The sequence below is a fragment of the Thaumasiovibrio subtropicus genome, from assembly GCF_019703835.1.
Classification (GTDB): domain Bacteria; phylum Pseudomonadota; class Gammaproteobacteria; order Enterobacterales; family Vibrionaceae; genus Thaumasiovibrio; species Thaumasiovibrio subtropicus.
In genome coordinates this window covers 111,614-124,481 of record NZ_AP023055.1, presented here as the reverse complement: position 1 = coordinate 124,481, position 12,868 = coordinate 111,614, and the positions used below count along the sequence as shown (strand labels likewise).

The following is a 12,868-nucleotide window of genomic DNA, read 5'->3' as shown; positions in this document are numbered from 1 at the left end:
CACAATTCTTACTGTTCAAAAACAAACCATTAAAACCAGACAGAAAATAGACAATAAACTATTGTTATATCGATTAATTTTTGCGAATTAGCAGACTTTATCATTAAAATACTAATTGAGAGTTCTATCACACGCCAATACATAGGTTACAAAAATCCAGTAATTGTCTCTCTCGTCCTCTATCTGAACTTGAAATTCTGTTCAAAAATAACCCTATCAGCACAGACGTACACTGACCCACGTCCTGTGCTACCACCAAAATAAAAAAGGGGAAACCTCATGATCACTGATTTGATTAATGAGTCGTTGATTTGCCTAGACCTAAAGGCAACGACCAAGAATGGCGTATTTGAAGAGTTAATTGAAAGCCTTTACCAAAATGGCCGAATTAATGATAAAGCTGCATTCCTAGCCGATATCCAAGCACGTGAAGCACTGGGCAACACAGGTTTTGAATCTGGTGTTGCGCTACCTCACGCGAAAAGCAATGCGGTCGTCAAACCCGCTGTTGCTATTGGTATCAGCCGCACAGGGATCGATTATGGCGCTGAAGATGGCGAAGCCTCTAAGCTCTTCTTTATGATTGCTTCACCTGATGGCGGCGCTAACCACCATATCGAAGTCTTGGCAGAGCTTTCCTCAAAGTTGATTGAAGATGGCTTTATTGAACGCTTTCTCGCAGTAGACTCAGAAAAATCAGCCGTCAACCTTCTCCTCGAAGCCCGCCAAACGGTGCCAACAGGGTCAACTGAAAATGGCTTGATAATTGGCGTCACGGGTTGTCCAGCCGGGGTTGCCCATACCTATCTCGCTGCTGAAGCGATAGAAAAAGCCGCCGCTGAACTTGGCTACGAAGCCAAAGTGGAAACCAATGGTTCTATCGGGGTAAAAAACAGTCCGACAGCAGAAGAAATCGAGCGTGCGAGTGCCATTGTTGTTGCCTGCGACAAACAGGTCGATCTCAACCGCTTCTCCGGTAAAAAGCTGATCAAAACTGGGGTTAAAGCACCGATTAAGGATGGGAAAGGCGTTATCGAGCAAGCGCTCAATGCTGCCCCTTATCAAGGCAGTGAGACACCCGCAGACAGCAGTGAAAGCAAAGTATCTCAAGCGCGGTCTGACCTCTACCGCTACTTAATGAATGGTGTCTCGCACATGATTCCATTTGTGGTCACTGGGGGTCTATTGATCGCACTAGCGCTCGCATTAGGCGGTGAGCCCTCTGAAGCGGGTATGGCAATTCCTGATGGCAGTATGTGGAACAAAGTCCTTGATGTGGGTGTGATTGCATTCACCTTGATGATCCCTGTTCTTGCTGGCTATATTGCTTACGCAATCGCTGACCGACCAGCACTTGCACCGGGCTTAATCGGCGGCTGGATTGCCAACAATGGCTCCTTCTATGGCGCAGATGCGGGCACGGGTTTCATTGGTGCAATCGTTGCGGGCTTACTGGTTGGTTACTTCGTGAAGTTCATTACCACACGCGAATATCACAAGTTCATTCAACCTCTAGTGCCGATCATGATTGCGCCAATCACAGGTAGCTTGTTCATCTCAGCCTTGTTCATCTTTGTCATTGGTGCGCCAATCGCTAACTTGATGAATGGCCTTGAAGCCATGCTTGTATCAATGTCTGGTGGCAGCGTGATTTTACTCGGCATTGTCTTGGGCGGCATGGCAGGGTTTGACATGGGTGGCCCATTCAACAAAGTGGCCTTCCTTTTCTCTGTCGGCATGATCGCCAGTGGCCAAACCCAGTTTATGGGCGCAATGGCGTGTGCCATTCCGGTCGCGCCACTGGGTATGGGTCTGGCAACAGTGCTGGGTCGTAAGTTAAACCTCTTTGAAGATTCTGAGCTGGAAGCGGGTAAAGCCGCTGGCGCTATGGGCCTCGTCGGTATCTCAGAAGGTGCGATTCCTTTTGCGGCACAAGATCCAATCTCAGTCATCCCAGCAAACGTTATTGGTTCTGCCGTCGCCGCTGTTCTTGCCTTCTCTTTCGGTATCACGAACAGCGTTGCACACGGTGGCCCAGTTGTCGCCCTGCTTGGCGCAATGAACTCTCCACTGATGGCACTACTTTGTATGGCCGCAGGTACAGTCACAACAGCGATGGTGTGCTTGTCACTGAAGAAAATGCGTCAAGCAAAAGCACTTGCAGCGACGGCGTAATAACCTAAGTAACATCCGGTAAGATTAATTTTGCACTCGCCTGATAATGTTATTACTTTGTTATCAGGCATCAATCTCGAAGCCAAAGAGCGGCTAAAAGGCGACACCTCCCGTAACCTTCAAGCCCCCTAACCTATTTAGTGCAACGCCTCTCTGTAATCAGTGAGGCGTTTATTTTATCCACGACGATAAAGTACGCTCGACGAATATTACAACTCTCAAGATTCGAGTATTTACCCTTTAAAATCATTTACTTTTCAAAGTATAGCCCTCTCTCATTGCACTTTCTCTCAGCAAGTAACATTTATATTAATAATTGTTCGCACTAAGGTGCGTTTCAAAAACTGAAGTCAAAATATTAGTGGCATAAGTGACACATTCTTATTTAAATGGGAAATTTTATTGATCAAAATCCAAATTAAATAACAGATGACTATTATTTCATCGCCGAACTATCAATATTCCAGATGATTTAACGCATAATTCACTTTCTCAGGATATTAATCATAGGCATATACTATGTTCAGCTTTAAAACACGGAGTGTTGGGTTTCAACTCCAAGCGATAATTTCTCTTTGTCTCTTACTCGCATTTGTTGCTATTGGCGCAACCGTCTACAAAACCGCCTCTAACATCTTGCTCGAAAAAACCATGTTTGAGCACCAGCGCCGAATTGATGCTGTCGGTGCCATGCTGGAAGGTGAATTTCAAATCCTGCTCGACAGTACGCAAAAGCTGGAATCCGCGTTCCGCCAAGGCTACGCCTCTGGGCTACGTGTCGAACCTCGCTATGTCGAGTTCAACAACCACAACGTCCGCGACATTACCCTACTGGGCAAATCCTTGGTTAACTACAACCGTATGGTTGACGCATACACCCGAGATACGGGCGCTGTGGCGACAATCTTCTCAGCAACTGAACATAATGACTTTTTACGCATTTCAACATCTCTCGAAGATCAAGATGGACAACGGGTCATTGGTACACTGATGGGGCAGCAGCACCCAGGCTATAACAACATCATTAACAACAAGCCTTTCTATGCGGCAGTTGAACTCTTTGGCTCCCGCTACCTGACCTATTACAACCCACTCACTGACCGCGACAACCAAGTTGTCGGTATCTTATTTATTGGATTACCGGTTGAAGACGCCTCGCAGCGCATGTTTGATATTCTTGAAAAAATGCAGTGGGGTGAAACAGGCTATACCTTTATTCTTGATAATGATGATCGCAATCTCGGCCAGTTTATTTTGCACCCAACACAGACGAAAAATGATCCACCGTTGATCGAGCAAACTGACTACGACGGCAAACGTGTTTTTCACGAGATGTTTGAAAATGAGCAGGGCATCATCACCTACCGTTACCAACATGGCGATGTTGTTGGCAACAAATATGCGGTCTTTACCCATGTACCTGGATGGGACTGGAAGTTGGTTGGCGGCACTTTCATTAATGAAGTGACCAAAGAGAGTCAAAAGCTGCTTACCTTTATTGCGTTGATCTCTGTCATCGTCGCGCTGCTTACTGCTCTCGCCATGTATTTCGCTTTACGCCGAATCTCTCGTCCTCTGACAGAGCTCACCGGGTATATGCACCGTGTCGGCGAAGGTGAAGTCAGCATTCAAATCGATTGCCAACGCACTGAATCTAACAACGAAGTCGACCGACTAACCAACAGCCTGCATAGTATGGCGTTACGCCTCAACCAACTTGTCACAGAAATTCGCACCACCAGCGATGATGTCTACCAGCAAGCACAGAGTGTCTCTAACAACGCGCATGACAGCCTCACGCAATCCGATACCCAACTTGATAAAGCAGAGCATATGGCAACCTCTATCGAAGAGATGGCTGTTTCCGCGAAAGACATCGCCGTGCAAGTCGAACACATTGTCAGTAATGTCCGCCAAGCTGACCACGATAGCCAAAACGGATTACACGTTGTGGAAAACGTCAGTACCGACGTTGCAGAACTGAATCAACTCCTCAACCAAAGTGCCCTTGCCATCGAGAAGGTCGCCACTGAAAGCGATAGTATTCAGGACGTTACCCGCATGATTGACGAAATTGCCGAGCAAACAAACTTGCTCGCATTGAACGCTGCCATCGAAGCGGCACGCGCTGGAGAACAAGGGCGTGGGTTTGCGGTGGTTGCAGATGAAGTCCGTACCCTCGCCCATCGCACGCAAACATCGGTGCAAGATGTTGTCAGCATCATCAATCAACTGCGCAGCTCAACATCTGATGCAGTGACCTTGATGAAGACAAGTCAAAGCCATGCAAACCACGTGTTGACGAAAGCCGGCGAAGCAGGTTTATCACTAGAGTCGATTGTTGAGCAAACGCGTGCCATTGCCGAGCAAGCAGAGTCCATCGCCGCCACGTCAGAGCAACAGGCGCAAGTCTCGCAACAAATTGCCGCTAGTGTCAGCGATGTGACGAAGCTCAGTGGCGAAACCAAAACCGTTGCCGAACAATCCGTCTCGTCCGCTGAATCCCTAAAACAGCAATCAAATGCATTGAAAGCGCAAGTGGACTTTTTCAAGTAACCCTCGTCCTCTTCAAAACGCTCCCCTGCAAAGGGAGCGTTTTCTAGGCTTGGCCCCTTAATGAAGGTTTTCGATTTAGCCCACGAGATCTTCAAAACAGTGTATTGTTGATAAGCTCAGAAATTCTCGCTGAACAAGCTTCTTGAGGGAGATTGAGTAGATTATTTGCACTTTTATTTCTCCTCAGGCTATACTCGCCACCAGGCTGACAGGAAGCCTTCCTCGCAAAAGCGACCGCACCTGCATAGTTATCGCAAGCCTACAGCTTGTATATCATCTCTGACCAGAAGCGAGGCGGTCAAATTTATGGAGGCGATATGCAAATAACCCATACCCAAGCCATCTCTATCTTACGTCGAGAAGCGAAGAGGCTGCATAAGTTAACTCAGTCAGAATCCCATTCTCACGCGCTACCCGTGTTACGCCGTTTAATCGCTGCGCAAGCAATACGTGGATTCACCCTGCCCGATCTCAGGCGTCAATGTGATATCATTCAACGTAAGCACTTACTCACTCTTCTCGCTAAAGAAAAAGGACACCAGGACTGGGCAAGCTACAAGGCATCTCTCGAAGCGATGTCCGACGATGAGCTCGTTCAGCACACGGTATTGATGCACAAAATTGGCTACCCCAACTTGTGGTTTTCAACCTTAGAAGAGGCGGCCGATTACAGCCAAATCCATGGCGGCATTGCGGTCGAAGTTGGTGAACAAGCCATGGTTGTCGTCGATGAGATGTTGCACCCATCGACCTAAACTAAACAGCCTGAGCTAATCACTCAACGCTAAACACCATGAATCAAGTGGTCCAAAAAATGCTTCAACGCTTGATTCATGGCACTAAAATCCAGTTGGCGGAGCGCTGCTGGCGACATCACGAAAGGCTGGTTCGCTTTGCTTGCAAGTTCAGTTTCACTTGCCGCAATCAGCCCTTCAATAAGTGCAGGCGTGAACTCTAAGTGGCATTGAAACCCGAACACCCTGTCGGAATAAGCCACCAACTGTCGAGGACAACCTTGACTGTGTGCCAGAATCTCCGCTTGTTCTGTCAGCCCTGGCATATCATTATGCCAATGACCCACCGTCGCCAACGCGGCAAAATGTGCGACAAACTCATTACTCAAACCACTCTCAGTCAAAGAAAGTGGAAACGCACCAATCTCCGTATGTGGGCTCTGTGCGTATCGCGCCCCCAACGCTTCACCAATGAGTTGCGCCCCTAAGCAGATCCCTAACACCGCTCTCTTCGCGGCGATCGCCGCCAGAATAAAGGCTTTTTCCGCTTCCGCATCGAAGTAGTGGCATTCCTGTCGCGTTGTGGACGGGGACTGAGGCCCACCTAAAACCACAACAAGATCAATATCGTTGAGGTGCTTTGGAAGTTGCTCACCATTGTAGAGGTGCGTGTCGCTGGATTGATAACCTCGCTCTGTGACCCAATCGGCTATCGCACCCGGCCCCTCAAACGCTTCATGAATAACAAAATGAATATGCGGTGTTTTCATCTTAATTCGCTCCGTTGTGAATTCACAGGTATGCTAAATCACGCGATAGCGTCTTTTTGTCGATACTAAGACAAATAACATAGATAAACCGCCACATCTCACGGCGGTAATAAAGCAAAGAGAGTATCTCGATGGCGAAACAACGAGGGGATTATCAGGCAGTATCAGCGAATCGATGGATAGAGATGTATCCCCAGCGTCACGTGCATATTCGCGAAATATCGATGCCAAATGGCCATATTGATCATTGGCATCGGCATCCTTGGCATCAAATCATCTTCCCTCAGCGCGGTATGCTGAGCAATCAATCCGGGGACGATTACTTCTTTTTACCCGAAAGTCATGGGATATTGGTCCCTGCGGGTGTGCCGCATGAATCGACCGCCCTTGCGAACACGGAATTTGTTGGCATTTACTTAAACCCTAACGCGCCATGCTGCCAAACGGTGACCTCGACACGTTGTACGCGTTTGACACCAAGCGCCTTTTTAAGCCACTTAGTACCACACCTCATAGACTCACTTTGCATGGCTGAACAGCATTGTTTTCAATCTCAACGTCGCACGATGAAAACACACCAAGAAGAGCCTGCGGCACTCCATCACCTCATCACCGTGTTGCTCGATCAACAGGCGAAATATGATAACTCTTCTTTGACACTGTCTCTCCCGGACGATCCATTACTGCGTCGGTTGACCCATGCATTAATACAATCGCCCCACTGCGCACTCCCCCTAACGGCATGGGCAAGCGATCTCGGCTGCTCACCAAGAACACTTTCTCGCCGCTTCCAACAGCAGCTCGGCACAACCTTTCCACGCTGGCGTCAACAAGTCCGTCTGTTACTGTCATTGTCCTTACTCAGTGACGGGCTACCGATACAAGTCATTGCTCACCGAATGAGTTACCAGTCAGATTCCGCCTTTATCCATGCGTTTCATGCCTATTTTGGCTGTTCACCGCAGCAATTTAGGCAGCGTCATATACTCAAGCCAGATCAAGATGCAGCACCAGAGTAAGGGAACCATTTCATTTCAACGCAAGGTTTGTTCGCATCATTCAATAGCGCGATGTGATCGTCTGCCGTTGCAAATGCCATCTGCTGCGGTAATAGAAGCGGTCGTTTAAACTCAACATGCAGTTCAGTACACTGTGCACTTTGAGTCACGTTAGCGCACAGCGCCCCAACCAACTCCATGCCATGAGCAATGGGGTGGCGGAAACCAAACAGTCTCGCAAACGCAGTATGAAGGTGAATGGGGTTGTAATCACCAGAAAGTCGCGCATATCGACGGCTTCGAGAGACATCGAATGTCCATGAAGAGGCATCTTGAATTACCGATGAATAGACACTCAGGTCTGTTGGTGTCTTCGATGTTGTCACTTTCCCTTGCGCCTTTTGTTTACCTTTCACCAAATAACGACTCCGGTAGCGTGCCACTTCACCACTTGTCGGAGACGAAAAAACACCCACCAGCTCAAACACACAACCCCGCTCAGTTTGCTGCTGTTCGCCTAACTGCAACGTGAACACGTAAGGAGTATCGGCCAACAACTTAGTTCGCTTCTCAAAACTAACCCCAACATGCACCATGCCTAGAGGTTGAATCGGCATTTCAGGATGGGTGAAAAGGTAGAGTTGCATCGGTTGCGTCGCCACAAATAGATAGGGAATCGGCACTTCCTCATGCGAGAAACCAAAATAGTCGCAATAATCAACCAAATCCGTTGATTTGAACTGAAAATGACGCTTTTCCAATAAAATAGGTGGCAAAACACCGCCATGGCTCCGCTTCCACAACGCACGCCACAGGAGACGACCATAGGAAGGGATAACCGGGTTATCAAGTTGTAAGAAAGCACTGGTCATAAATGGTTTCCGAACATCAAAACTCACTGCATGGTATGGCTAATAATCTGATTTACCAATTCTTTTTTCAACATAGCGGTTCAACATCGTCAAAAGACGTAATCGCCCCTCAACCTCATAACAAAGCGATAATCAATCGCTTAACCCACTAACAAAAGCGTAATCATCTGGCCAAGCAATGTTAAAAAGTGTGTTATCGCGCAATTATTTTTCCTCACGCAAAAAGAAAAGCGGTGATACATTTCCGCCACATAAAAACAACAAAAATGATAACAACAATACGTTCTCAAGGACGATAACAGAATAACTACAACGATTCGGCAACCTGCAATGCCGTGCTGTGAAAATGCAAAGCGCTAACTCACAACAGCCTGTCAGCCCTACTCTTAACGTGAAAGGTTTTAAAAAGGATGAATCAACAACATCAACTCGACTGGCAAACCAGTCAGAGCCACACTGAAATTGCTATTCCTCTTATTGCACAGCTTTACCGCTTAAAAGGCGTTGAGATCCGAATGTTCGGAAAATCACTTATCAATGCGTCTACCATTGATATTTTAAAAGCGCATCGTATTGCCCGTCGTTACAGCGACACGCCCATCGATACCGAGAAAACCCTGCAAATTATCGAGCAACTGCATCAGTTCCCCCTTTCACGTTGTTGCATCGATATTGGTCGTTTGGCTCAAGCGTATTGGGAAAAATACGATAACGCTGACAACCTCTCTGACTACCTGCAAACGGTTCTCAACGCCTCTCTTCACAATGCGGATGTCAATGTTGAACCGCGCGACGTCGTCCTCTACGGCTTTGGTCGAATCGGTCGCCTATTGGCGCGCTTGTTGGTCGAAAAAAGTGGCCCCAATTACCCGCTACGTCTTCGTGCCATAGTGGTGCGCGGCAAAGAGACCGACTTGGAGAAACGAGCCAGTTTGCTCCGACGTGATTCGGTACACGGTCCTTTCAACGGCAGTATCATCGTCGATCACGAGCAAAAAGCGATCATTGCTAACGGTAACTTCATCCAAATTATCTATGCCAACCAGCCAGATCAGGTTGATTACCCAGCCTACGGTATCAACAATGCGCTGATCGTCGATAACACTGGCGTTTGGCGTGACAGCGAAGGGCTAGGCCGCCACCTCGCTGCCAACGGGGCTGAAAAAGTCTTACTCACTGCACCAGGTAAAGGGGATATTAAAAACGTCGTTTTCGGTGTTAATGACGCCGTGATCAACGAAGATGACACCATTATCTCCGCAGCAAGCTGTACCACCAATGCGATTACCCCCGTATTGAAGGCCCTCAACGATAAATATGGCATTCACTCAGGCCATATTGAAACCGTACACTCCTTTACTAACGACCAAAACCTGATTGATAACTTTCACTCTGGCGATCGTCGCGGCCGCTCGGCATCGCTCAATATGGTGTTAACGTCAACAGGTGCCGCGAAAGCCGTTTCCAAAGCCTTACCTGAGCTCGCGGGCAAGTTAACTGGGAATGCGATTCGTGTACCAACACCGAATGTGTCGATGGCAGTTGCAAACCTCAACCTCAATGCCAGCGTCGATAAAGAGACATTGAATAGATATCTTCGCGACATCGCCCTTCACTCCTCAATGTCAGGGCAAGTGGATTACACCGAATCCACAGAGTTGGTCTCAAGTGATATCGTTGGCTCACGTCATGCGGGCGTGGTCGATGGGACCGCGACGATTGCCCAAGACAACCGTTGTGTCCTCTATATCTGGTATGACAACGAGTTTGGTTATAGCTGCCAAGTACTGCACTGCATGGAGCAGATGTTAGGGGTCAAATACCCTGTTTATCCCCCAGCCTAAATGCCATAGAAAACGTAGTTAACTCTCCACAACATGTAATTAACTCTCCACAACATAATAACGATATGCATCCCGATCTTACCGCCTCTATGAGGCGGTTTTTTTGCCTGTCTATCTATGATGTTCTTGCCTAGATTAAAAAGCCACATTGAGAAAATAGAGTAAAAGCACTTTCAAAATGCAAATTTTGACTCACGCTATTCTACTTCTCACTTCCCTATTTATCCCTCGCTACCTCAAGATAATTATTCAGCGCGAGTAACAAAACGTGTCAACCAGGCACTGCTTTGAAGGTCTCGTGGGCCAATCAAGAAGTAGTCATGAAGGCGACGAATAGACAAAGCGTTAATAGCCTTCGCTGCTGTGCCAATTGATCGGCACGGAAATTGATTGAGGTGGGTAACGTATTGCATAACGATGAGAAAGGAACGATCATGTGCCGAAGACTTTACCAGCAAGTAGCGAACTCAACAGGGCAGCCAAGAAAAACGGGTTTCTCATTCATGAAGTACCCGCTTGCAACAACATTACTCACCTTCATCATTGCAGGCTGCGGAGGTGGGGGCGGCGCATCAGAAGGGAGCTCTCCCGCACCAGCGCCTGCGCCAGCAGTCAAAGACACGTTTAGCTCACTCGTAGTGAGTAATGATTTCAACTGGGAAACGACCGAAAGTATCAACCGCCCACTGCAACTCACCAGCAGCATCACTCAAGCTCAAGGTGAAAATGCCTTTCTGGCAGGTCATCACATCGTGCAAGTTTATTCAGTACAAAGCGAAGGACAAACACCATTGCTCATCGGCACAGTAAGAAGTGACCAGTTTGGGCAGTTCACTCCCAATTTACTCATACCGAGTAGCCTAAGCAGCCTCACCTTTAGAGTACAAATTCAAGATATAGCTTGTGAGATACAGATCGAGCAAAACGATATCGCCACGCTCACTGAAATACCCTGTCCCATTGCTGTCGCTTTCGACTGAGGAGTTCATCATGGTTTTATCTCGCAATCACATCGCGCCCCTTGCCTTCACCGTGATCTTCTCTGGCTCCGCCATCACAGCACCAACGAGTGAATCAACCGTCGACAATGGTGATGGTACCTTCACTTACACACAACGCATTAGTGCCGCCAGTACACCACCGCATTATACTGCCCCCAATGGCTATGGTTTCGATCAATATTCTTGGTTCGACGAAGACTATACTTGGCAACATAGCTTTGCTGGCTTTGCGGTTCCCAACGTGCAATTCATTGAAGCGACGCTCTTCATTCGAGGCTGGGACGTAGATTCTGAACCTTTCCATGGGACCAATGGCGAATATGATGGCATCAGCGTCGATGGCACCGCCCTCTCTCCCGGCCTACTCCAAGGTCAACACGCCACGTGGAGTGAAACCAGTTTTACCTTACCCATCAGTTCGGTCACTGACGATGGTTTAATTAATGTGGCTCTCGATATCGACATGAACCACACACAACGGACATGGGCGACCACTTTAGATTACAGTGAACTCACCCTCACTTACTCCATTATCGAGAATGAACCACCAGCAGCACCTCTCCTCTCAGCGGTGCCTAACGGCATGGTGAGCGTTGATGAAGATCTCTCCGTCACTGTCATAGGGCCTAACCCATCAGATCCGGATGGCGATAGCGTGACCTATCGTTATCGCTGGTTTGTCGATGTCGGACAAGGCTTTTATGTCGATGATGAATTTGCAGGAAAGCCAGAAAATACAACCGCAATCCTACCTGCTGCCAATACCGCTCTCGGTGAAAAATGGCAGGTCGAAGTCGTTGCTGTAGACAGCAATGGCTTAATAAGCTCACCAACTTATATTACGTGGCATCGCATTGGGGATAGTGATGGTGACGGCGTTGAAGATAGCTTAGATGCATTTCCACTGGACCCTAATAGAGCTTTCTCAACTCGAACACCAACAAATGGTTTCTACACTTTGGCTTTTGAAGACACCTGGCCAAGTAAAGGCGATTATGATCTCAATGACTTTGTGATCCACTATGCTTTCACCCAAATAGCAAACGCCAACAACGATATTGTCGAAATCCAATTCGAAGGTGACGTGATCGCCAGAGGGGCAATAAAGGCCAATAGCTTCGCAATTAGTTTTCCTAACACTACACAAAGCAACCTCTCTACTAGTTCACTCTTCATCGAGGGCGAGCCCCAGTCAGGCTTCATTGAGGAAGGGCATGATAACGCCATAGTCGCTGTGTTGATGGACAACGCGAATGAATACCTGCGCAGCGATGAGCAGTTTACCTTTTACAATACCGAGACTGGCGATGCGCGTTTGCCCGTATCGATTCAAGCGACGTTGGTTTTTAACACCCCCGTCGCCTCAAATCTACTCGGCTCAGCACCATACAACCCTTTCATTTTTAACACCTTTCAGCGGGGTATTGAAATACACTTACCGAACCATTTACCGACCCAAAAAGCGAATTCAGCGCTGTTTGGCAGTGCAGACGACAACTCCAACATTGATGCCGGACGCTATTACTCTACCGTCGGCAATCTGCCTTGGGGGTTAAACATTGCTGAAGAATGGCTGCACCCTTATGAGCGCGTCGACGTGCTAGCCGCATACCCAAGCTTAAAAACGTGGGCAGAGTCGGCCGGGTTGGCATCGCAGACATGGTACTTAAACGCCGAAAACGGTAAACACTGGTCAAGTAACTAATCGGTTACGTTATCAAGAGTTCAGCGAGCACGTAGAGATTAACTCGTGCTCGTTGGACACCATTCTCGCCCTCAACAAATATTTAAGTCGATACCTTTGTTTGCGAATCTCTCGCATTTGGACATTGACAGTGGTTAAAGTTAATGCAATCCTACTTTTATGAATACGCATGCAATCCTTCACCGAATTATTATCATCATTTCATAGGAAATG

9 protein-coding genes are annotated in these 12,868 nt (G+C 47.8%); 7 read left to right on the top strand and 2 right to left on the bottom strand.

Annotation, left to right across the window (positions count from 1 at the left end):
* The first annotated feature begins 279 nt into the window (after positions 1 to 279).
* From TSUB_RS16850 to TSUB_RS16840, 3 genes are all read left to right on the top strand, one after another.
* Positions 280 to 2,175 (top strand): fructose-specific PTS transporter subunit EIIC, encoded by a 1,896-nt coding sequence (locus TSUB_RS16850; protein ID WP_087018500.1) that lies wholly within the window; start codon positions 280 to 282, stop codon positions 2,173 to 2,175.
* Positions 2,176 to 2,694: 519 nt separating this feature from the next.
* Complete coding sequence (locus TSUB_RS16845) at positions 2,695 to 4,731, top strand: methyl-accepting chemotaxis protein (RefSeq protein WP_087021081.1); 2,037 nt, start codon at positions 2,695 to 2,697, stop codon at positions 4,729 to 4,731.
* 317 nt (positions 4,732 to 5,048) lie between these two features.
* On the top strand, positions 5,049 to 5,486 hold the full coding sequence (locus TSUB_RS16840) for a hypothetical protein (protein ID WP_087021078.1): 438 nt from the start codon (positions 5,049 to 5,051) through the stop codon (positions 5,484 to 5,486).
* Positions 5,487 to 5,515: 29 nt separating this feature from the next.
* Here the strand turns inward: TSUB_RS16840 and TSUB_RS16835 are convergent, their stop codons facing one another.
* Complete coding sequence (locus TSUB_RS16835) at positions 5,516 to 6,235, bottom strand: glutamine amidotransferase-related protein (protein ID WP_087021075.1); 720 nt, start codon at positions 6,233 to 6,235, stop codon at positions 5,516 to 5,518.
* Positions 6,236 to 6,366: 131 nt separating this feature from the next.
* Between TSUB_RS16835 and TSUB_RS16830 the strand changes: the two genes are divergently transcribed.
* On the top strand, positions 6,367 to 7,254 hold the full coding sequence (locus TSUB_RS16830) for an AraC family transcriptional regulator (RefSeq protein ID WP_087021072.1): 888 nt from the start codon (positions 6,367 to 6,369) through the stop codon (positions 7,252 to 7,254).
* Here TSUB_RS16830 and TSUB_RS16825 read toward each other — a convergent pair.
* Positions 7,233 to 8,105 (bottom strand): MaoC family dehydratase, encoded by an 873-nt coding sequence (locus tag TSUB_RS16825; protein WP_087021069.1) that lies wholly within the window; start codon positions 8,103 to 8,105, stop codon positions 7,233 to 7,235. The genes TSUB_RS16830 and TSUB_RS16825 overlap by 22 nt on opposite strands.
* Before the next feature lie 410 nt (positions 8,106 to 8,515).
* On the opposite strand from TSUB_RS16825, the gene TSUB_RS16820 reads away from it, so the two are divergent.
* The 3 genes from TSUB_RS16820 (at position 8,516) to TSUB_RS16810 (ending at position 12,655) form a co-directional block, all read left to right on the top strand.
* Positions 8,516 to 9,949 (top strand): glyceraldehyde-3-phosphate dehydrogenase, encoded by a 1,434-nt coding sequence (locus TSUB_RS16820; RefSeq protein ID WP_087021066.1) that lies wholly within the window; start codon positions 8,516 to 8,518, stop codon positions 9,947 to 9,949.
* A 434-nt stretch (positions 9,950 to 10,383) separates the two neighbouring features.
* The gene (locus TSUB_RS16815) at positions 10,384 to 10,929 is read left to right on the top strand and encodes a hypothetical protein (protein ID WP_087021063.1); all 546 of its coding nucleotides are present in this window, start codon (positions 10,384 to 10,386) and stop codon (positions 10,927 to 10,929) included.
* 10 nt (positions 10,930 to 10,939) lie between these two features.
* Positions 10,940 to 12,655 (top strand): LruC domain-containing protein, encoded by a 1,716-nt coding sequence (locus TSUB_RS16810; RefSeq protein WP_087021060.1) that lies wholly within the window; start codon positions 10,940 to 10,942, stop codon positions 12,653 to 12,655.
* The last annotated feature ends 213 nt before the right edge of the window (positions 12,656 to 12,868 follow it).

Bases quoted from the DNA above. Each gene is read 5' to 3' on its own strand.
- TSUB_RS16850 (WP_087018500.1), top strand. From the start codon at position 280: ATGATCACTGATTTGATTAATGAGTCGTTGATTTGCCTAGACCTAAAG.
- TSUB_RS16820 (WP_087021066.1), top strand. From the start codon at position 8,516: ATGAATCAACAACATCAACTCGACTGGCAAACCAGTCAGAGCCACACT.
- TSUB_RS16810 (WP_087021060.1), top strand. From the start codon at position 10,940: ATGGTTTTATCTCGCAATCACATCGCGCCCCTTGCCTTCACCGTGATC.
- TSUB_RS16815 (WP_087021063.1), top strand. From the start codon at position 10,384: ATGTGCCGAAGACTTTACCAGCAAGTAGCGAACTCAACAGGGCAGCCA.
- TSUB_RS16840 (WP_087021078.1), top strand. From the start codon at position 5,049: ATGCAAATAACCCATACCCAAGCCATCTCTATCTTACGTCGAGAAGCG.
- TSUB_RS16845 (WP_087021081.1), top strand. From the start codon at position 2,695: ATGTTCAGCTTTAAAACACGGAGTGTTGGGTTTCAACTCCAAGCGATA.
- TSUB_RS16835 (WP_087021075.1), bottom strand. From the start codon at position 6,235: ATGAAAACACCGCATATTCATTTTGTTATTCATGAAGCGTTTGAGGGG.
- TSUB_RS16825 (WP_087021069.1), bottom strand. From the start codon at position 8,105: ATGACCAGTGCTTTCTTACAACTTGATAACCCGGTTATCCCTTCCTAT.
- TSUB_RS16830 (WP_087021072.1), top strand. From the start codon at position 6,367: ATGGCGAAACAACGAGGGGATTATCAGGCAGTATCAGCGAATCGATGG.